Origin of the sequence: Mesorhizobium onobrychidis (genome assembly GCF_024707545.1) — a bacterium.
Classification (GTDB): domain Bacteria; phylum Pseudomonadota; class Alphaproteobacteria; order Rhizobiales; family Rhizobiaceae; genus Mesorhizobium; species Mesorhizobium onobrychidis.
Genome location: NZ_CP062229.1, coordinates 4,585,203 through 4,604,554, shown reverse-complemented (window position 1 = coordinate 4,604,554; position 19,352 = coordinate 4,585,203). Strand labels below are relative to the sequence as shown.

The window sequence follows — 19,352 nt, the reverse complement described above, 5'->3', positions numbered from 1 at the left end:
ATTTACTGGCCGGCCTTTCCTTGATGCTATCGACTGCGCCATCCAAAGTCACCTCGTATCAATCGAATACGAGGCCGACCAATGGAACCCACAGACCCACTCCTGACCGCTCGCGAGGGCGCAAAGGTACTGCAAGTCAGCATCCCGACCTTCTGGCGACGTGTCGCCGATGGCACGGTGCCGCCGCCGGTTAAAATCGGCGCGCTCTCCCGCTGGCCGCATTCTGAGATAGTTGCCGTTATCGAGAACGCGAAGGCGCTGCGCTACGGGAGCGCTGCTTGAACAATCTCATCACGGTTTTGCCGATCGAAGAACTTCATCGGCATTCAAAGGCGCGCGCCCTGAATGACGACGTCCTCGCCGCCCTGGCCGATAGCATCGACCAAGTCGGCCTCATCAATCCGATCCGGGTACGTCAAGCTGGTTATGGCTACGAGATCATGCGGGAACGGCTGTGGAAGCGCGTCCAGGAACATGCCGGCCCACCACCCAAAGACATGCCAAAGCGGCCAGCGACGCAGTGGGTCAAACCGGGGATCAAGGCACGCGTGAAGCATTTAAGGGGCGAGGAAGACCTTCGGCACGCCTCGCTGCAGGATTTCTGGGACGAGGATTGAAGACGGACTGCCGGGCCGCGGTTATGGCCAGAGCGTTGCACCGTGCGTTGTTTTGTATCCCTTGGCGGTTTTCGAGATACCGAAACAGGTCTCCGCACCTTTCTTAATTTTAGGGTATTTGGTGCAGGTCTGATCTCCTTCGATTCTCAATGTACCCTCGTAGGTCTTGCCCCCGAAGGTCGCCGCCACCGTTGACGTGGTGTAGCTTATTGTGCCCGTGATTTTGCCTTGCTTGAAATTCCAGGTTTTGCCGATGACTGCCTCTACAGAGGCCGCATCGGCGGTAGCGTCGGACAAAAACCCGACCAGTGTGAAGGCAGTAACGGCGGCAATTATGATTTCCCGGTTCATCCTGTTCCCTCCCTAGGCGGCCTAAAATGGCCTGCCGCTCAACCTAAGAGAACCTAGTGGATAGAGTCTAACACTTGGTGCCCGCGTCTGACGGCAAAGAAGACCTTGTCGGGGTCGGCGGCGGAAACCACAGGGTAGCTTGGGCCAAAATTGATTTGACAGTAGGCCATCCCAAGCGCCGAGTCTTTTTTGTGCGTTTGTGCGCATGCGCGCACATTTCGACTAGGAGGAAACCCCATGGAAGAGATCAATCGTCGGTCTGCATTGACGATCGGTCTAGCGACAGCCGCCGCGACGCCTCTATTCGCTTTAGCGACGCCCGCGGGAGCCGCAGAGATCGTCCCGACATATGGCCCAAATGACGGTAAGGAGCTTGCCCCCGGCGTTCGCATAGTGGAAGTAGGCACTTGGGACTCGGATATGACAGGCATCAAAAGCATTCTAGTGCTCGATGTAGTATTCCAACCTGGGGCTGCCGACAAAGAATCCGTCATGGACAACGACATGGTCTGTTTTATCACCGCCGGTGAGTTCACCATCAAGAAGACGAACCCCGATAAGAAATTTAACGTTAAGAAAGGTGAGTACTATACCTGCGGCAAAGGCAAAACGGACCAGGCCACGAACATAAGCAAGGAAGTCGGGATCCACCGGATCTCCGTTCTGATACCTGCCTAAGCGTTTCTCCTTGGGGGGGCGCCAACTGAGGTGGCCCTTCCCCCTCTTAACGCATGTCTGACAAGCCCATTCGTCTCGCATGCGCACTCCCGAAAGGGAATCCCAAATCGGACTCTTATGTTAGGCGGAAACCACTAGCGCGACTGTCGCGGGCTGTTTCGCTCCGAGCTGCGACCAACCCGCTTGCCAGCGACATCAAATTTTAGGAATATAATCTCCATTGCGGCGAACCCCTTTCACGGCTGGCGCTGTGATCGTCAAGGGCAACCCTCAGGTTAAGCCCGTTTCCTAATTAGGTGGGGGACATTGCCGGCACCGCCACGCGTTGCGCATGGCTTACGGGCTTGCCGTACAACGAAAAGTAGCCTCCCGCCCACCGCACAAGTTCAATGATCGGGTCAAGGCTATGTAGTCCAGATACCAGCCCTCACTCCTTTCGGGCCAAGGGTCGCAGTCCTGCCGGGCTGCACAAGCAACGGGTCGGCACGCAAGACGCTGCCGGCCCGTTCGCACATCAGGAGATCACCATGCCATCAAAAGGCCCGCGCCTGTGCGCGTGCGGCCGTGTCGTGCCGCCAGGCCAAATGTGCGTTTGCGCCAAAGCTAGGAAGGCGGCAAGCGATGCAGCCCGCCCATCGGCCCGCGCACGAGGATATGACGGCGACTGGCAAACAGCCCGCGCCAAGCACTTGGCCAGCCATCCACAGTGCGTCGATTGCGGCGAGGCTGCCACGCTGGTCGACCATATCGTTAGCATCCGCAGGGCGCCCTATAGGCGGCTCGATCCTACCAACTTCGCCAGCATGTGCGCCGGCTGTCACGGCCGCAAGACCGCTGCCGTTGATGGCAGTTTCGGACGCGCAATCCAGTCGCAAGTCGACCCTTAATCCCCGTTTACGTCACTCCTTGAAACGGCCGTGTCTATTGTTTCCTCAAAACCGCAGTACCAGCGAGACGATCATAGATCGGGTCACGCTTGCGCACGACATCGGCGATGTTCCAAACTGCCCAGGCAAAACTGACCGCCAACACGCACAAGGAGAGCGGCCAAAAAACCTCGTCCCACTGCGGATTGTCCGGCCCATAACCGGCAAGAAACATGAGGGGAAACATAAGCCCAGGGATGAAGCCTAGAAGCTTGGCGCCTTCCCGTCCCAATGTGGTCTTGAGCGGCAACCCAATCCGCTCCGGGGTCTTCTTCACCACGGTGCGAATGCGCACAAGCGACTTACCGAATGTCGCACCGCGTAGCGTCTCAAACGGGATGACGTAGGCGAACAGGAGCAAGATTGCGAGCCAGTCGGCTACGAAAGCTGAATTGGGTCGCCCTTCGCCGTCAAGGGTGTAGCTGCGGGATATGATCTTGGTTGTCGAACCGTTCTGCGTCACAGTAGAAACCGTCAGCACATGCGCGGTTTGGAATCCGAAGAAGCTAAATTTGCAGATCTCTGCCCAGTTCGCGCCGGCAAATGGTGGCGGATCGAGCCCTTGTGGTAAGTGGGTGACTTGCTCGCACTGCTTCGTGCCAAGGAAGCTTCCCTGCACCTTGGCGTCGGTTAGCGAAAAGAGAACTACTGTCGCGAGCTGCAGCGGCACAATCACCACGAACCCATCGACGATAAAGGCAGCGAGCCTCCGCCAGAAGCCGACGCAGGGCACAGAATCTGAAGTCATGGTAAGGTTGCCTCAGGCACGTTCCTCGCCTCGAGCCAGCGTAGTCGAGACATAGCATAAAATGGGCATCTGCGCTATTGTTCGGAGGGCAACTCGGCGGGCTCGGAGCACAGCTCATTAACTTGCTCCGCGCACTTCGATATTCGCGTCGGTGACGACCTGGTCGGGCTCTTTGTCTGCTCAAATTGCAAGGCTGCCGGCCGTGACCGCCGGCAGGTGTTCTTCACATGCATTCCTGACTACGAAGGCCAGCAGCGGGCGCGCAATCGCGACTGGAAGCCAACTTTCGAACGAAGGGGCTGAAAGTGGCCGGCGCCGCAGGCACAAGGGGGCCGCCAGGACGCGCGAGCCGCTTCGGCGGTGTAGGACAGCGGCCAGCGGGAACGCACGCTGGCGAGGCTATCTGCGGACTCGCGAATTGCGCAATAGAGCGTACAATCCCCAAGTCGCCCGTACCCAATAGCGGCATTGCGGGCGCTTGGAAGATGACAGCGCTTCCGCCCATCTGAGCGGGAGGGTGTGCCATGCGAGAATTGCCGTCCAACGTCGATGCAAAAGCCGTGATTGAAGTCGGCCGTTACCTGGATGATCACGCAAAAACTACAGCAGTTTCGGTATCCGAAGCGCTCCGCGTAATCAGGCGCCGCATCAACGGTTTGCCGATTAGCGACAGTGGGCTGGAGGAGCTGATTTTAGGAAGCGCCGCAACCAGACATCTGGCCATCCTGTTGGACAACCACTAGCGGTTGGATGGCAAAGGGCTGGACCTTCCAATCTCTGATCGATGCGAAGATGACGGTGACGGCTCACTGCCATCATGTGCCAAAGGCCCGCCAGGCCGCACGGCAGCGCCCCGCCGTAGGACTGCCGCCAGCCGAAACGCTCGCTGGTGAGGCTCTACGCGCCGTTTCCCGGCTGCAAGCTGCGCTTGCGCCATCATATCAGACAAGCCTAATGTAAAATCATGATCTGGCCATTGAGGGGGCGCGGCGGCGCATTCGGGTTGGGCGCTAGCATCGCCGCAGCCTGCGCTTTCGGAATGCCGTTGGCATCGGCACATGATAATAGCTGGTATGAAAAACAGTGCTGCGAGGACGAGCATTGCGAGCCGATCGCAAATGGCACCGTTCAGGAAACAAGCAAGGGCTTCAAGGTGCCGTCCGGCGAATTGCTGCCTTACGCGGACGGCAGGGTGCGTCAGTCACATGACATGCGTTTCCATTGGTGCCATGCCCAGAAAGCAACGGTAGGCCGGCATCATGAATTCCCATCTGGCAACCCTGACATTACGATCTGCCTGTACGTGCCGCCTAAGTCATTCTGACATTCGGTCCAGACTGGCCCCTGTCGCAAACCCCCGTCGCGATGAACTCGGGTCAACCGGCCAGCGCGACTTATCTTTTCCTCAACCTCACCCCGGATTTCTGGGACGAAGGAACATAATGCGCTCCGCCGGCTTGTGACGGAATGAGCACACGCGGTACGAACTTCTTGCACAAATGGCTGAGCAACCACCTCGATGGCCTCCTGAGCGCGGACGTGATTTCAGTCAGCGAAGCGGTCCAGAAGCTGCTCGCTGATGCAAAAGCTGTAGGCATCGGCGAAGTCGAGATCGAGGAAGACATAGGGAGTGTCTACGAAGTGATCCTCGATGCGATCGTCCACCATGACGAAGGCCTGGCGAACTGACCACACCGGTGCCCCGCACGTCGCGCCATCTACTTTCGCATAATCCAAGCGAGCAATTCCGGAGCAACGTGCTCGTAGCCGGTCAAGTCGCGCACCAAATGCGAGGCGATGGCCGGCCAGCGGTCTTCGGGAATTCTCTCTTCGATGACCGATTTCTTAAAGGCACTGCGAAGCACATCGCCATCAAAGGCCGATATCGAACAAGCTGAATGGACTTCTGCCATGTCAGTCTCCCTCATTAGAGGCGGGAGCACCTGAGTTGGCTACCAAGCGTCCGTGTGCCGTAAGAGGCGGACGACCTGACAACTGTACGCTTTCGACAATCAGTTAGCGAATCATTCCTGCTACGGAACCGGACCTAGATGTTTGCGTTACGCCCGATAAGGGAATTCTGCCAATGGAAGACGAACAGGACAGAACACCCAGCGGGCTCCCTGACAACTCTATCGTTCAGCGCTTGGTTAAAGAGGCGGGTATCACCGAAGAGCAGGCTCGCGACCTTATCGCCGTGTTGGGGTATAGCTGGGCGTCGCTTATACGAGAAGCCCGCTTTCTGAGCAGAAAACCCTAGACCACCACTCCCTCCATAAAGCCAATCCGATGGCAAAAGGCTGGACGTTCCAATCTCTGATCGATGCGAAGATGACGGTGACGGCTCACTGCCATCATTCGCCATGCAACCATAGCCAAAAGCTGGATCTGGTGAAGCTCCGCGATCGGTTCGGTCCGGATGCGCCAGCGATGGCGAAGCGCTGAGATTTTAGCTGCCCCCTGCTTTGCTGAATACAACCGTGCCGTCGTCTTTGCGAACTTCCACCGCCACGATACCGGACTTTCGATCTGGAAAGGTCGACAGCGCGTAGTCCCGTGCCGCTTTCTCGGCATCAAATGGCGTCTTCTCCAAGATGCCCTTTTTCCCGTACCAAATCACCGTGTAGGCCACCGCTGCACGCTCCCTCTACAGGCGCTTTGATTTTGCTGGCCAGCAATTCAACGGGCGCATCTAGCCCCTTGACGGCAGCGTGAAGGGCTGCAGTAGCCGCCGCCAGATGGTCTTCCGGTTTGCCATTGTCGTTCGCTAGATCGGTGCGTTGAGGCAGCGACATGAGCGAACTATGCGCCTTGTCGCGGCTACAGTCTACGGCTGGCAACCTTACGCCCGGACGCGATCGAGGAACCATCATCAGCGCCGCGCGTTAATAGAACGCCGGGTGTTTCTGCCCGCGAAAGCGGGATGGATATGGACACGGCACATACGGCGCAGAGCCGGCTTCTCCGAGGAGAGGCCGGCTTCTTTATTGAGGGGGCAGCCGGCCGTAGACAAACGCAAGCTTCGCCCCCGCAAGGGCGCCCTTGACGATTTGAGCAGTAGGAAGTGGCTGGCGCCGGACGCGCTAACCGCGCGGTCTGGGTTCTGAAGAGCTTTCCGACGGGTTTGCGGCCAATTTGGCGGACCGCCGATCTCTTAGCCACAGGGACTTCTTTTTTCTTGCCAGCAGTTCATCGCGATCGCCATCAGCGGCCGCTCGGCCATGCTTCGCGGCAATCGCATAGTCGGCTCTGTTCGTTCGATGATCTTCTTTATGCACAGACATCGTTTCACCTCCCTTCGCGGCCTTTTCCCCCTTTAGCCTAACGCTGAAACTAACTGCCGGTGCATCGCGCGAGTCTACCAATTGGGGGTTGTATCAAAATGATACACTCCGCTGACGCGCCTACATCTCGTTGTTTTCGATGATGCCTGCTTCGCCGTCGGGAAGGTTGTGGCCAGGCGCCGCCGGCTTCCGCAGCCTCGCGCCGGTGCCTTCGCCATTCGTTATATCGACATTGTGCAACGCGTAGGCCGCAACAATCTTTGCCTTGGTCGTCTCGGTCGCAATGCCAGTCTGTTCGAAGCGATGGACGGTGGAAAAGGCGATGCCGGCCAGGGCGGCGACGTCACGAACCGACCATTTCAAGATAGCACGAGCAGCGCGATTTGCCTCGGGTGTAAGGTCGGCCATAAAGGATCGGTCTCCAGATTGACTATAGCTGTAGCGATAAAGCGTTGACAATCGACTACGCTCGTAGCTATAGCTACACCTGTAAGCAATTTTCCGCAACGGAGAAATACCATGTCGAACACACTTGTTCGGGCAGCCGCCGAAGGCATGCCCGATGTCAACCGCCGCCGCCTGCTCAACCTGACCGGGGCAGGCCTGGCTCTCGCCGCCACCGCTGCCAGCGTTCGCAATGCTTCAGCCACGCCGCTCGCCGCTCTTGCCGAGCATCCTGACGCCGAGCTGTTCCGGCTCGAACAAGAAATGGAGGAAGCCCAAGCTCGGATGAGACGGGTCGAACGGGCGTCGAGCAGGGCCGACAGAAAGGCTCGGAAAGCTGTTGGACCACAGCCGATTCATCCACGGGAATGGGAAAAGGAAGGGCCGAAAATGCCGGGGCATCTGAGCGAAATGCGTCAGACGGCGCTTAAGAGCGTGCTTTTCGTCAACTTTCTAAGCACTGACTGGGAGCCGGCACCGGTGCGCGCATGGCGCGATGCGGTTGATAGAGAAAAAGCCCAGATCCAGGCCGCCTGGGATGAATATTGGGCCAAGCTCAAAGGGCTCGGATACGATGCCAGAGAGGACGAATTCAACGCATGCGTCAGCGAGGTTGACGAGTTCACCAAGCGTATCTGCTCGATCCCGGCTCACACCTTCGAGGGCATGGCGGTGAAGGTGCGCGCGCATGTCAGATCTGGGGGCGAGATCGAGAAAGAGGAAATGTATCTGGACGACTACGCCTTCACCTCGATCGCAGCCGACATCAAGCGCCTTGCAGGGGAGGCGTGACGCATGAGCGCGCCCGTCAAACTGGCGAAGGTAATTGACCCTGCGAAGGCGGGGAAGTTCTCCTTCGAGATTATGGCCTATACCGACGTAATCGGCGGCAACGTCATGGACACCAAGTACGCCAAGGAACTGTTGAGCATAGATCCATTCGCCGAACTCGAAGACGACTGTTTGATCGTCTGGCAACTGTTGGGCGGGACGCCGCAGTTGGCTCGCTGGTCCAAAACGGGGAAGGACCAGGACGGTAGGTTCGTGCGCCGGGGCGCCGATACCGAAGCGTTTCGCGTCGGATGCATCAGCTATTCTAAGGCCGACATTGGACAATCCGTCAACGTTCTAGGTCGCGTCGTCGGTGCTCCACGCGAATTTCCTAGAGACACGCCGGTCTCTTACACCAGATCGCCAGCCCGAACGGCGCGCGCGGCGTAAGATAGTTGAGCGACTTTGGCCCGCTGGCTCACGGTGGCGGGCGCTCCATTTCAAAGGGTGGATAGGCAGGGGGATAAGCTTTTCGCTAAAAACACTAAGCGGCTGATTTCGTTGGTTGTTTCACCGTAAACTGGTGCCCCCGGACGGAATCGAACCGCCGACCTTCGGTTTACAAAACCGCTGCTCTACCAGCTGAGCTACAAGGGCACGGCGCTCCGGTTAGCATATTTGTTGCGCCAGTAAAGACAAAACTCTGTTTTGCCAGTGAGTGCGCCGGCGCTGCCGGCGCGGACATCCTGAAAACGGCCAATTCGCTTCCTATATTGATCCAGGGTGCAATCGCATGGGCGAGGGTATCGCATGATCAGACTTGTCGTCATTGCCCTGGTCGTCGTCGTGGCCAGAGCGGACCGTAAACCCTCTTCACCGCGAGGATTCCCGTCATGGCTAGAGAAGGGTCTTTGAGAAGATCGACATCGGTGTTGACTAGGGCTCGGCGGCTCGGACGAAAGATCCTGCGCTGGCTGGAGGGAGACAGCCGATCCCAACAGCTCAGAGACGAAGTTCTGTTTTGGAGACACTGGTTCTCCACTCAGGGATCATTCTGGCCAGAGGACTACAAGGAACGTCTTGACCCCAATTTACCAATTCAGGATCACGTTGGGCGATATGTCGACAGGTTGACGACCAACCCAGTTTGCATACTCGATGTGGGCGCTGGCCCCTTGACGAAGCTCGGCAAAGTGCATGCCTCGAAAGAGATCATGATTACTGCAACTGACCTGCTGGCATCAGAATATGATCAAGTTCTGAGAGATTTTGGGATCCAACCTTTTGTGCGAACAGTCTTTGGTGACGCCGAAAATCTTAGCACTCAATTTGGCGATTACAGTTTCGACATCGTGCATGGACAGAATTGTATAGACCACACGGCTAGTCCACTCAAGGCAATACAACAGATGCTCTCGGTCACAAAACATGATGGTTTCGTCGTGCTTTATCATGCTGAAAACGAAGGAAAGACGGAATCGTACAAGCAGCTGCACAAGTGGGACTTCACATGTGAGAAAGGACATTTCGTTATCAGAGGGCCTGGACCGGGTGGGGATGCGGTGGATGCCACTGACGCGCTGGCCGCGGTAGGGTCTGTTGAATGTAGCTTGGATGACGGCGCGGTGCTTGTTGCAATCCGAAAGCATCCGCAAAGACGCCAGTGATATCTGGCCAACCTGCTCGCAGGCGGGCCCTCCTATTCGGGGGGCGTGGGATTCAGATAGCGGTCACCTGAAGTATCACGGGGTAACACTTCGGTTCCGCTTCGCTCCACCTCCATCCGGCAATGGCGGCGGAGACATCAATGCACTAAATAATAACACCCAAACTGGACCACTCGGTGGGGCCGATCACGGCTCGTCACTGCTACACTTGCCTCTAGCACCTCTCCTTCATCAGGGACATATATCTTTTTGGAGCTTGATTAGCATGTACGTCTGGTTACCCCGTGTCGTTACCCTTACTGTGGAAGAACAAGACAAATGGCCGGATTATTTCTATTAAGTATTTGATTTTGCTGGCGCCCCAGGACGGAATAGAACCGCCGACCTTCGGTTTACAGAACCGCTGCTCTACCAGCTGAGCTACAAGGGCACGGCGCTCCGGTTAGCATATTTGTTGCGCCAGTAAGGACAAAACTCTGTTTTGCTGGCGAACGCGCCGGAACGGCCGGCGCGGACATCCTGAAAACGGCCAATTCGCTTCCTATATTGGCCGCAGGTGCAATCGCTTGGGCGAGGGTGTCGCATGATCAGACTTGTCGTCATTGCCCTGGTCGTCGTCGCGGCCTGGATTCTCCTGGTGAAGCTCGTCAAGCAAGTGAAGAGCGCCAACGTCGACTGGACCGGCATCACCACCATCATCGGCTTCATCGCGCTCGCCTTCTGGCTGCGCCACATTACCGGAATGGGCTGAGGCCTCCCGCCGGTGGACTGTCGACCGGCGCTCCTCGCCAGTCGTAAATTGCGCACCTGACTGCAAACCCTGTTCAGACCGGCGGCTTTTGCGATTTCGAAAAGATCCAAAAAAACCGTCGAACCTTTTTCCTTGCTGCAACGACTGATGGTCAAGAGGCGGATGGATCGCCTCTCACAACGCAGCAAGGAGATCGTCATGTTCAAGCGCACCATCGTTTCCGGCCTCATCGCCACCACTGTCGCCGCCGCCATGCTCGCCGGCTCCGTCCAGCCTTCGGCCGCCCATCACAAGCACCATCACAACAAGCATCTTGGCATCGGCATCGCCGCCGGCGTCGGCGGCTTCCTGCTCGGCAGCGCGCTCGCCCAGCCGCGCACCGTCTACATCGAGGACCACGGCGGTTCGTGGCACGTCCGGCGCTGCCTCGATCGCTACCAGAGCTACGATCCCTACACCGACACCTATGTCGGCTACGACGGCTATCGCCACTATTGCCGGCTTTGAGGGGAGGTGAACCGTTCAGGCAAGGGAAAAAGGGGCACCCACTGCCCCTTTTTCAGCTGTCTGGGTTGCAAAATTGAACCCGGCACCGCAACCGGTTCCAGCGAGGGATGTACAGGGATTTTTCGACAGCTTAGTCTGGCGGTGAAGGCACCAGAGGGAGAGGGACGCTTGGACGAGCACGAACCCAAGGAAGAGCAGATTGAGACGGATTTCCGCAACGGCACGATCACCACCGTCGGCATTCTACTGGCTTTCTCGCTGGGTTTCATCACGCATTGGGCCGCCAACCCGCTCCCTTGGGAAATCTATCACCTGGCAGCCGTCGTGCCGATTTTGATAGGCATTGCCTTGCAGATACGAGCGCTGCGGTTGCTGCTCGACACAACGTCTCTACAGCGACGCGTCTATGAACGCGCCACCCGCATCTTCATCGCCGGCCTCATCTTCACCGCCTGCGGAGTTGGGCTGGCGATGCTGCTTGATTTCTACGACCTATCGACCAAGAGCGCGGTGCCCGGGGCCTAGCTCATCCTGACAGATGTCGCACCATTCGGCGCCGGTCAGCGCTGCCATGCGCTCGACGCCTATTTTCACCGCTGCATTGGTTGCGCCGGCCGCTGGCACGACCTGATCGTAGGCGCGCAGCGATACGTCGCAATAGACCGGCAACGGCGAGGCGAGGCCGAAGGGGCAGACGCCGCCAATCGGATGGCCAGTGATTTCGGCCACCTGCTCGGCATCGAGCATGCGCGGCTTGCCGCCGAATGCATCGCGCGATTTGCGATTGTCGATGCGCGCGTCGCCGCGGGCGACGACCAGCATGACCCGGTCACCGACGCGCAGGCAGATGGTCTTGGCGATCTGCCCCGGCTCGACGCCGTGCGCCTCGGCCGCGAGCGCGACGGTCGCCGAGCTTGTCGGCGTTTCGATCACCTCGATGTCGGGGGCATATTCGGCGAAGAAGGCTTTGACGGATTGGAGGCTCATGCGTCTTTCGGGCGTCGGCTGGCGGAAGGTGGACGCAAACTTGGCCGTAGCCGGGCGGCTGTCAAGGTGAGCGCGCAGCGCCAATCTCGAAGAGTGAACCCGGTTCGGCGGCGCGGCTTGGTGAAGAAGGGGGCGGCAGACCACCAATCATCCTGGTTATTTCCGTTGCGGCTTCGCGCACCAGGGGGCCGATCTCGGCCAGCCGCTCCGGCGTCACCCGCACTGTCGGTCCCGAAACCGAAACCCCGCCGATCGGCTCGCCGAACTCGTTGAAGATCGCGGCGGCCACGCAGCGCATGCCGGGGTGCCGCTCCTCGTCGTCGACCGACCAGCCGCGCAGCTTGATCGTCACCAGATCACGGGCCAGCGCCGAGATGTCGGACAGCGTCTTTTCGGTGAAGCGCTCCAGCCCGGCCCGACGCAGGATGGCGCCGACGCGCTCCGGCTCGAGATGCGCCAGCACCGCCTTGCCGATGCCCGACGCATGGAAGGAACTGCGCGTGCCCGGCCGGAAGAAGGCGCGGATCGCCTGATGCGTCTCGACCTGGCTGACGAAGACGACGCAATCGTCCTCGGCGACGCCGAGATTGGCGGTCTCGCCGGTCTTCTCCATCAGTTCCTGCATAACGGTGCGGGCGCGGTCGACCAGTTTGCGGCGGCGCAGGAACGCCGCGCCCATGCGATAAGTCTCGACGCCGATCGACCAGAGCTGGTCGGTGCTGTCGAACTCGACCATGCCGTGGTTTTCCAGCGTCGTCAGCATGCGGTAGGCGGTGGAGGCGGGGAGGCCGCTCTGCGCGGCGATCTCGCTCAGCGACAGACCGCTGCCGTCGGCGACGATGGCCAGGATGCGCAGCGCCCGGTCGAGCGACTGCACCGAAGCGGCGTCGGACGGACCGTGGAAGGCACGCGGCCGCCCGCGCTGGCGTTTTTCAGTCGTTTCCATGGCGGCATTCTTGCCGATTTCCCCAAATGCACAATGAAAAAGTTTTTCACTAATTTGCCACGCCAGTTTTATGGAAAACTGAAAACACAATGAAATCAGTATGTAGTCGTCGTTTCTTAGAAGTGAAAAAATATTTTGAAAAAATTGAAAAATAGTCGGCGCACTGGCATTCTCGGCCAGCAACAATTCCATGGAGGCTGACATGGCCAGGATGCGCGCGGTTGACGCAGCGGTTCTCGTTCTCGAAAAGGAAGGCATTTCCTGCGCCTTCGGCGTGCCGGGTGCGGCGATCAACCCGTTCTATTCGGCGGTAAAGGCGAGGGGTACGATCCGTCACATCCTCGCGCGCCATGTCGAGGCGGCCTCGCACATGGCCGAAGGGTATACCCGCGCCAAGTCAGGCAATATTGGCCTGTGCATCGGCACTTCGGGCCCGGCCGGCACCGACATGATCACCGGTCTCTATTCGGCCGCGGCCGATTCCATCCCGATCCTCTGCATCACCGGCCAGGCGCCGCGGGCGCGTCTCAACAAGGAGGATTTCCAGGCCGTCGACATCGCCGCCATTGCCGCACCCGTCGCCAAATGGGCGGTCACCGTCATGGAACCCTACCTCGTGCCGATGGCGCTGCAGAAGGCGTTCCACCTGATGCGCTCGTCGCGGCCGGGGCCGGTCCTCGTCGATCTGCCGGTCGACGTGCAACTGGCCGAGATCGAGTTCGATATCGATGCCTATGAGCCGCTGGTGCCGTTCAAGCCGGCAATGTCGCGGGGCCAGGCCGAGAAGGCGCTGAAAATGCTCAACGCGGCCGAAAAACCTGTCATCGTCGCCGGCGGCGGCATCATCAATGCCGATGCCTCGGATCTGCTGATCGAGTTCGCCGAAGTCACCGGCGTACCCGTCATTCCGACGCTGATGGGCTGGGGCGCGATCCCCGACGACCATCGGCTGATGGCCGGCATGTGCGGGCTGCAGACGTCGCATCTCTACGGCAATGCGACGATGCTCGAAGCCGACTTCGTCTTCGGCATCGGCAACCGCTGGGCCAACCGCCATACCGGCTCAGTCGACGTCTACACGAGGGGCAAAAAATTCATCCATGTCGACATCGAGCCGACCCAGATCGGCCGGGTCTTCGCGCCGGATCTCGGTGTCGTCTCGGATGCCGGTGCGGCACTGAAAATGCTGCTCGACGTCGCCACCGAATGGAAGACGGCGCGGAAACTGCGCGACTGGTCGGGCTGGGCCAGGGAATGCCAGGGCCGCAAGAAGACGATGAAGCGCAAGACGCATTTCGACCAGGTGCCGCTGAAGCCGCAGCGCGTCTACGAGGAGATGAACAAGGCATTCGGCCGCGACACCACCTATGTCACCACGATCGGCCTTTCGCAGATCGCCGGCGCGCAGTTCCTGCATGTCTACAAGCCGCGCAACTGGATCAATTGCGGCCAGGCCGGCCCGCTCGGCTGGACGCTGCCGGCAGCGCTTGGCGTTCGCGCCGCCGACCCGCAGCGCAATATCGTGGCGCTGTCTGGCGACTATGATTTCCAGTTCATGATCGAGGAACTGGCGGCCGGCGCGCAGCACAAATTGCCCTATATCCATGTCGTGGTGAACAATGCCTATCTCGGCCTGATCCGCCAGGCGCAGCGCGGCTTTTCGATGGATTTCGAGGTCAGCCTCGCCTTCGAGAACGTCAACCGAAAAGACGGTCCCGAGGCTGGCTATGGCGTCGACCACGTTGCTGTTGCCGAGGCCATGGGCTGCAAGGCGATCCGGGTGCGCAGGCCGGAGGAATTCGCCGGCGCGTTCAAGCAGGCGCAGCGCCTGATGAAGGAGCACCAGGTTCCCGTCGTGCTTGAATTCATCTTAGAGCGCGTCACCAACATTTCGATGGGCACCGAAATCGACAAGATCACCGAATTCGAGGAGCTTGCCGAACACCATGAAGACGCCCCCACGGCGATCGTCATGCTGGATTAAGCTGTGTTGATATTCAGGTGATGCCGGCCTGCAAACGGCGGTTTCCTGCGCTTCCGGTGCTCACGTACCAAAAGTACGCTCCGCTCCGCTTCTTGGAACCCACCATTTTCTGCTCGGCCTGACCTGAATCTCACCACAGCTTGGGCCGGGCGAAAACAAGGAGAAAAAAGATGCCGCGTTTTTCAGCCAATCTCTCGATGCTCTTTGGCGAGCACGATTTCCTCGACCGCTTCGATGCCGCCGCCCGCGCCGGTTTCAAGGGTGTCGAATATATCGGGCCTTATGACCATGCGCCGGAGGTGGTTGCGGCGAGGCTGAAGAAGAATGGCCTGGCGCAGGTGCTGTTCAACCTGCCGGCCGGAGACTGGGGCAAGGGCGAGCGCGGCATTGCGGTGTTGCCGGATCGTGTTCCCGAGTTCCGGCAAGGCGTCGCCAAGGCGATCACCTACGCGCATGCGCTGGGTTGCGAACAGGTCAACTGCCTCGCAGGCATCGCGCCGCGAGGCGTCGAGCGTTCAGTGCTGGAAGATGTCTTCGCCGAAAACCTGGCTTTCGCAGCGGAGAAGCTGGCGCAGGCCGGCATCAGGCTGTTGATCGAGCCGATCAACACGCGCGATATTCCGGGCTTCTTCCTGAACTATTCGGACCAGGCCCTGGCGCTCATCGACCGCGTCGGCTCGAAGAACCTGTTCCTGCAATACGACATCTATCACATGCAGATCATGGAGGGGGATCTCGCCCGCACCATCGAGGCAAACCTCGACCGCATCGCGCATATCCAGCTTGCGGACAATCCCGGCCGTCATGAGCCGGGGACGGGCGAGATCAATTTTCCTTTTCTGTACAACCACATCGACCGCATCGGCTATACCGGTTGGATCGGGGCGGAGTACAAGCCGAAGGGCGGGACGGAAGCCGGACTGGGATGGTTCCGGGAGTTTGCCGGGCAGGGCAGTGCGGCGGCGTAGGGGTCAAGGATTATTGAAGTCGAGTTCCTTGGCGCCCCCCTCTGGCCTGCCGGCCATCTCCCCCACAAGTGGCAGGGCTGTCCGGGGAAAGTTTTGAGTGAATCGAAATGCCACATGTGCATGCCCCGTAAAACGGGTTTTGTCCGTCTTCTCTCTGGTTGTCGAGACTCAGAAAAGGAACGGGGCATGCGCTTTGCACCTAGCATCTTCGGGCAGCTTCTTGAACCCATCGATCGGCGTCAATTCCAAGCAATTGTGGATCGCCACGACGGGGATGCGTACGACAAATCGTTCAGAAGCTGGGATCATCTGGTGGCGCTGATCTATGCCCAGTTCTGCGGCAGCAGCGGCTTGCGTGGCCTGGAAGCCGGCTGGAACGCCAACAGCCAGCATCATTATCACCTGGGCAGCGGTCCCTTGATGCGTTCGACCTTGTCGGACGCCAACAGACGGCGTCCGGTCGCCATCTTTGCCGAGGCGTTCGGTCTGGTGGCGGGTCTGCTTGACCGGCAGACGCGGCGCGAGGGCACAGAAATGCTGCGGCTGATCGACTCGACCCCCATTCCGCTCGGCAAACTGTGCGATTGGGCCAAGTCGAACGGGCGCATCCGCGGCATGAAGGTGCATGTCGTCTATGACCCGAAGGCCGACTGTCCGCGCGTCCTCGACATCACCGACGCCAACGTCAACGACGCCCAGGTCGGCCGCCAGATCACGATCGAAGCTGGAGCGACCTACGTGTTCGACAAGGGCTACTGCCATTATGGCTGGTGGACGGCGATCGCCGAAGCCGGATCGATCTTCGTGACGCGGCCCAAGGCCAACATGGGGCTGGCGCTGGTGTGCGATCGCCCTATAGCCGAGCCGCAGGGCGACGGCTTCCTGGTTGTGGAAGACAGTGAGGTAAGCCTGGTCAGCAAGGGCGTTTGCAAGCTGCCGATGCGCCTGCGTCGCCTGCGCGTTCAGCGCGAAGAGGGCGACACCATCACGCTTTTGACCAACGATCTGGAGCGCTCCGCCATCGAGATTGGACGGCTCTACAAAGGCCGCTGGCAAATCGAGCTTCTGTTCCGATGGATCAAGCAGCACCTCAAGATCCGCAAGTTCCTCGGCAACAACGGCAATGCCATTCGCCTGCAACTCTTTGCCGCAATGATCGCCTATGCGCTGCTGCGCATTGTCGCGCGCACCCGCCGCGTCCCTATTCCAATCTTGAGGTTCACAGAACTGGTCGCTCAATACTTGTTCGGGCGGCGGAAAATGCACACCATCCACAAGCCGCCACCGGTCAATCAAAGCCGACCAAAAGACCGAGCCTCTCCCAATCAGATGGCCTTCATATATGAATAACTTTCCCCGGACAGCCCTGCACAAGTGGGGAGATTGGATGTCACCGCCGCTTTCGCTAACTTCCGAGGTCGAGAAAGTTACAAGCCGGCGCCGAAACTGCCGATCTCCCCACCCGTGGGGGAGATGGCCGGCAGGCCAGAGGGGGGCGCGAAGGAACGCGGCCTTAACAAAGAAAATACCAGGGAGATAATCAATGGACACCATCGGTTTCATAGGCCTCGGCATCATGGGCGCGCCGATGGCGGGGCATCTGCTCGATGCGGGCTACACCGTTGTCGCCAGCGACCACCGCTCGAAACCGCCGGCCGATCTCGTCGCCAAGGGTCTGAAGACCGTCTCCGGCCATCACGCCGTGGCACGTGCCGCCGACATCATCATCACCATGGTTCCCGACACGCCTGAGGTGGCCGATGTACTCTTCGGCGACAACGGTGTCGCGTCTGGCCTGACCGAGGGCAAGCTGGTCATCGACATGAGCTCGATCTCGCCGATCGAGACCAAGGCTTTTGCCAAGAAGGTCAACGACCTCGGCTGCGACTATCTCGATGCGCCGGTATCGGGCGGCGAGGTCGGCGCCAAGGCCGCGTCGCTGACCATCATGGTCGGCGGCGAGGAAAAGGCCTTCGAGCGCGCCAGGCCGGTGTTCGAGAAGATGGGAAAGAACATCACGCTGGTTGGCCCCAACGGTGTCGGCCAGACCACCAAGGTCGCCAACCAGATCGTCGTTGCGTTGACCATTGAAGCGGTCGCCGAAGCCCTTGTTTTCGCATCGAAAGCCGGCGCCGATCCGGCCAAGGTGCGACAAGCGCTGATGGGCGGGCTGGCGGCCTCGCGCATCCTCGAAGTGCATGGCGAGCGCATGATCAAACGCAGCTTCGCGCCGGGCTTTCGCATCGAACTGCACCAGAAGGATCTCAACCTGGCGCTTGAAGGGGCAAAAGCGCTTGGCGTTTCGCTGCCCAACACCTCGACGACGCAGCAATTGTTCAACTCCTGCGCGGCCAATGACGGCGCCAAGGAGGATCACTCGGCGCTGGTCAGGGCGCTGGAGCGAATGGCGGGACATGGGTTAGGGGAATAGGGGAATAGGGGAATAGGGCAGTAGGGCAGTAGGAAATGTCTATTCACGGCATGCGGCAAACTTGCACGTCCCTACTCCCCTACTCCCCTACTCCCCTACTCCCCTACTCCCCTACTCCCTTACCCCAAAAATTTCCTCGCTGCATAAAGGCTCACCGCCGCGGCGTTCGACACGTTCAGCGAGCGGATGGCGCCGGGCATGTCGAGCCGGGCGAGCGTCGTCACCGTCTCGCGGGTCTTCTGGCGGAGGCCCTTGCCCTCGGCGCCCAGCACCAATGCGATCTTTTCTCCCGAAAAACTCTTCTCGAGTTCCGCCGGTCCGTCGGAATCGAGGCCGATGGTCTGGAAACCGGCCTCGTGCAGCTGGCCGACCGCGTCGGCGAGGTTCTTCACCTCGATCTGGTCGATATGCTCCAGCGCGCCGGAGGCCGATTTCGCCAGCACGCCGGATTCATGCGGGCTGTGGCGCGCCGTGGTGATCAGCGCGCCGGCGCCGAAGGCGACCGCCGAGCGCAGGATCGCGCCGACATTGTGAGGGTCGGTAACCTGGTCGAGGACCAGCACCAACGTTGTATCGCCGAGCGCATCGAGGCGCTTCGGCTTCAGTGGCTCGGCTTCGATCAGCACGCCCTGATGCACGGCATCGGAGCCGGTGACCTTGTCGATGTCTTTCGGTTCGACCATCTCTGTCTCAAAGGGCAGGGCGGCGAGGTCGGCGATCGCCAGCCGCTCGGCGGCGTTGCGCGTCACCAGCATCTTCTTGATCCGCCGGCGCGGATTGTCGAGTGCCGCCCGCACCGTGTGCAGGCCGTAAAGCCGCACCAGGCCGTCTGCGGCGGTCTCTCCTGGCGGCAACGGCTGGCGCGGCCTGAACGCCGGCGCGCCGCCGCTTTTCTCGTCGCGATGCGCACGCCGCAGCTTGGCGTAGTGGGTGTCTTTCGGGGTCTTGGGCTTGTTATCGTTGCTCATGGCCGGTTCTATAGCCGTGTCGTCTGTCTATGGATACAGCCGGATACCCTGCTCGGCGGGTCGTCAAGAAATTCAGCGCGTTTTGCCGGGATGTTGCGGTTGACAGTTTTGGGCGCTGCCGCCATAAGGCGCTTCGCGAAGGGCTGCTCACGCGGTCGCGACGCGTCGATGCCTCGTTGCATGGCTCCGGCGGCAGACTGGAGAGGTGCCCGAGTGGTTAAAGGGGACGGACTGTAAATCCGTTGGCTATGCCTACGTTGGTTCAAATCCAACCCTCTCCACCACTGCCGGCCCGGAAGCCCTGAACGCAATGCATCGGACCGA

Annotated in this window: 24 protein-coding genes and 3 tRNA genes; 17 read left to right on the top strand and 10 right to left on the bottom strand. The window is 59.8% G+C overall.

All coding sequences use genetic code 11. From position 1 onward, the window contains the following. Positions 1–81: 81 nt before the first annotated feature. Both IHQ72_RS22950 and IHQ72_RS22945 read left to right on the top strand, forming a co-directional pair. Complete coding sequence (locus tag IHQ72_RS22950) at positions 82–282, top strand: helix-turn-helix transcriptional regulator (protein WP_258117408.1); 201 nt, start codon at positions 82–84, stop codon at positions 280–282. Beyond that, positions 279–617 carry a ParB N-terminal domain-containing protein gene (locus IHQ72_RS22945; RefSeq protein WP_258117407.1) on the top strand — a complete coding sequence of 113 codons (339 nt, stop codon included), beginning with the start codon at positions 279–281 and terminating at the stop codon, positions 615–617. Before IHQ72_RS22950 ends, IHQ72_RS22945 begins: the two co-directional genes overlap by 4 nt. Positions 618–638: 21 nt before the next feature. Here IHQ72_RS22945 and IHQ72_RS22940 read toward each other — a convergent pair whose 3' ends face one another. Then, entirely contained in the window at positions 639–968 is a 330-nt protein-coding gene (locus IHQ72_RS22940; RefSeq protein ID WP_258117405.1) for a hypothetical protein, read from the bottom strand. A gap of 237 nt (positions 969–1,205) precedes the next feature. Here IHQ72_RS22940 and IHQ72_RS22935 point away from each other — a divergent pair, with 237 nt between their 5' ends. Next, complete coding sequence (locus tag IHQ72_RS22935; RefSeq protein WP_065008440.1) at positions 1,206–1,646, top strand: hypothetical protein; 441 nt, start codon at positions 1,206–1,208, stop codon at positions 1,644–1,646. Positions 1,647–2,567: 921 nt separating this feature from the next. Here the strand turns inward: IHQ72_RS22935 and IHQ72_RS22930 are convergent. Then, positions 2,568–3,320, bottom strand: coding sequence for an RDD family protein (locus IHQ72_RS22930; protein ID WP_258117403.1), 753 nt, complete (start codon positions 3,318–3,320; stop codon positions 2,568–2,570). A gap of 524 nt (positions 3,321–3,844) precedes the next feature. On the opposite strand from IHQ72_RS22930, the gene IHQ72_RS22925 reads away from it, so the two are divergent. The 3 genes from IHQ72_RS22925 to IHQ72_RS22915 all read left to right on the top strand — a co-directional run bounded on the left by IHQ72_RS22925 (position 3,845) and on the right by IHQ72_RS22915 (position 5,009). Then, positions 3,845–4,063: a hypothetical protein gene (locus tag IHQ72_RS22925; protein ID WP_258117402.1), complete on the top strand. Its 219-nt coding sequence runs from the start codon at positions 3,845–3,847 to the stop codon at positions 4,061–4,063. Positions 4,064–4,284: 221 nt separating this feature from the next. After that, the gene (locus IHQ72_RS22920; RefSeq protein ID WP_258117401.1) at positions 4,285–4,644 is read left to right on the top strand and encodes a hypothetical protein; all 360 of its coding nucleotides are present in this window, start codon (positions 4,285–4,287) and stop codon (positions 4,642–4,644) included. A gap of 143 nt (positions 4,645–4,787) precedes the next feature. Further along, positions 4,788–5,009 (top strand): DUF768 domain-containing protein, encoded by a 222-nt coding sequence (locus IHQ72_RS22915; protein WP_258117399.1) that lies wholly within the window; start codon positions 4,788–4,790, stop codon positions 5,007–5,009. A gap of 29 nt (positions 5,010–5,038) precedes the next feature. Here the strand turns inward: IHQ72_RS22915 and IHQ72_RS22910 are convergent, their stop codons facing one another. From IHQ72_RS22910 to IHQ72_RS22900, 3 genes are all read right to left on the bottom strand, one after another. Beyond that, positions 5,039–5,233: a hypothetical protein gene (locus IHQ72_RS22910; protein WP_258117398.1), complete on the bottom strand. Its 195-nt coding sequence runs from the start codon at positions 5,231–5,233 to the stop codon at positions 5,039–5,041. Positions 5,234–5,769: 536 nt separating this feature from the next. Beyond that, a complete protein-coding gene (locus IHQ72_RS22905; protein WP_258117397.1) occupies positions 5,770–5,952 on the bottom strand; it encodes a hypothetical protein in 183 nt (60 codons plus the stop codon). A gap of 772 nt (positions 5,953–6,724) precedes the next feature. Further along, complete coding sequence (locus IHQ72_RS22900) at positions 6,725–7,012, bottom strand: helix-turn-helix domain-containing protein (RefSeq protein ID WP_258117396.1); 288 nt, start codon at positions 7,010–7,012, stop codon at positions 6,725–6,727. A gap of 147 nt (positions 7,013–7,159) precedes the next feature. Here IHQ72_RS22900 and IHQ72_RS22895 point away from each other — a divergent pair, with 147 nt between their 5' ends. Both IHQ72_RS22895 and IHQ72_RS22890 read left to right on the top strand, forming a co-directional pair. Beyond that, positions 7,160–7,840 (top strand): hypothetical protein, encoded by a 681-nt coding sequence (locus tag IHQ72_RS22895; RefSeq protein WP_258117395.1) that lies wholly within the window; start codon positions 7,160–7,162, stop codon positions 7,838–7,840. A gap of 3 nt (positions 7,841–7,843) precedes the next feature. Beyond that, entirely contained in the window at positions 7,844–8,269 is a 426-nt protein-coding gene (locus IHQ72_RS22890) for a hypothetical protein (protein WP_258117394.1), read from the top strand. Between the two features lie 131 nt (positions 8,270–8,400). On the opposite strand, the gene IHQ72_RS22885 is transcribed toward IHQ72_RS22890, so the two are convergent. Then, positions 8,401–8,476 (bottom strand) — tRNA-Thr (locus tag IHQ72_RS22885). 518 nt (positions 8,477–8,994) lie between these two features. Here IHQ72_RS22885 and IHQ72_RS22880 point away from each other — a divergent pair. After that, positions 8,995–9,486 carry a class I SAM-dependent methyltransferase gene (locus IHQ72_RS22880; RefSeq protein WP_258117393.1) on the top strand — a complete coding sequence of 164 codons (492 nt, stop codon included), beginning with the start codon at positions 8,995–8,997 and terminating at the stop codon, positions 9,484–9,486. A 354-nt stretch (positions 9,487–9,840) separates the two neighbouring features. Here IHQ72_RS22880 and IHQ72_RS22875 read toward each other — a convergent pair. After that, a tRNA-Thr gene (locus IHQ72_RS22875) sits at positions 9,841–9,916 on the bottom strand. A gap of 153 nt (positions 9,917–10,069) precedes the next feature. Here IHQ72_RS22875 and IHQ72_RS22870 point away from each other — a divergent pair. The 3 genes from IHQ72_RS22870 (at position 10,070) to IHQ72_RS22860 (ending at position 11,269) form a co-directional block, all read left to right on the top strand. Beyond that, on the top strand, positions 10,070–10,237 hold the full coding sequence (locus IHQ72_RS22870; protein WP_258117392.1) for a hypothetical protein: 168 nt from the start codon (positions 10,070–10,072) through the stop codon (positions 10,235–10,237). A 198-nt stretch (positions 10,238–10,435) separates the two neighbouring features. After that, positions 10,436–10,744, top strand: coding sequence for a BA14K family protein (locus tag IHQ72_RS22865; protein WP_258117391.1), 309 nt, complete (start codon positions 10,436–10,438; stop codon positions 10,742–10,744). 168 nt (positions 10,745–10,912) lie between these two features. Continuing rightward, entirely contained in the window at positions 10,913–11,269 is a 357-nt protein-coding gene (locus IHQ72_RS22860) for a hypothetical protein (RefSeq protein WP_095489666.1), read from the top strand. Here the strand turns inward: IHQ72_RS22860 and IHQ72_RS22855 are convergent. Both IHQ72_RS22855 and bhcR read right to left on the bottom strand, forming a co-directional pair. Then, a complete protein-coding gene (locus tag IHQ72_RS22855; protein WP_091591224.1) occupies positions 11,237–11,731 on the bottom strand; it encodes a YbaK/EbsC family protein in 495 nt (164 codons plus the stop codon). The genes IHQ72_RS22860 and IHQ72_RS22855 overlap by 33 nt on opposite strands. Positions 11,732–11,792: 61 nt before the next feature. Beyond that, entirely contained in the window at positions 11,793–12,677 is an 885-nt protein-coding gene (gene bhcR / locus IHQ72_RS22850; RefSeq protein WP_258117385.1) for an HTH-type transcriptional regulator BhcR, read from the bottom strand. A gap of 202 nt (positions 12,678–12,879) precedes the next feature. Between bhcR and gcl the strand changes: the two genes are divergently transcribed. The 4 genes from gcl to IHQ72_RS22830 all read left to right on the top strand — a co-directional run bounded on the left by gcl (position 12,880) and on the right by IHQ72_RS22830 (position 18,060). Continuing rightward, positions 12,880–14,661: a glyoxylate carboligase gene (gene gcl, locus IHQ72_RS22845; RefSeq protein ID WP_258117383.1), complete on the top strand. Its 1,782-nt coding sequence runs from the start codon at positions 12,880–12,882 to the stop codon at positions 14,659–14,661. Between the two features lie 170 nt (positions 14,662–14,831). After that, complete coding sequence (hyi, locus tag IHQ72_RS22840) at positions 14,832–15,629, top strand: hydroxypyruvate isomerase (protein WP_258117381.1); 798 nt, start codon at positions 14,832–14,834, stop codon at positions 15,627–15,629. A 186-nt stretch (positions 15,630–15,815) separates the two neighbouring features. Beyond that, positions 15,816–16,979, top strand: a complete 1,164-nt coding sequence (locus tag IHQ72_RS22835; RefSeq protein WP_258117380.1) for an IS4 family transposase — start codon at positions 15,816–15,818, stop codon at positions 16,977–16,979. A 193-nt stretch (positions 16,980–17,172) separates the two neighbouring features. After that, positions 17,173–18,060, top strand: coding sequence for a 2-hydroxy-3-oxopropionate reductase (locus IHQ72_RS22830; RefSeq protein WP_258117379.1), 888 nt, complete (start codon positions 17,173–17,175; stop codon positions 18,058–18,060). A 119-nt stretch (positions 18,061–18,179) separates the two neighbouring features. Here the strand turns inward: IHQ72_RS22830 and IHQ72_RS22825 are convergent, their stop codons facing one another. Further along, positions 18,180–19,028 carry a TrmH family RNA methyltransferase gene (locus IHQ72_RS22825; RefSeq protein ID WP_258117378.1) on the bottom strand — a complete coding sequence of 283 codons (849 nt, stop codon included), beginning with the start codon at positions 19,026–19,028 and terminating at the stop codon, positions 18,180–18,182. 199 nt (positions 19,029–19,227) lie between these two features. Here IHQ72_RS22825 and IHQ72_RS22820 point away from each other — a divergent pair. Further along, a tRNA-Tyr gene (locus IHQ72_RS22820) sits at positions 19,228–19,312 on the top strand. Positions 19,313–19,352: the final 40 nt, after the last annotated feature.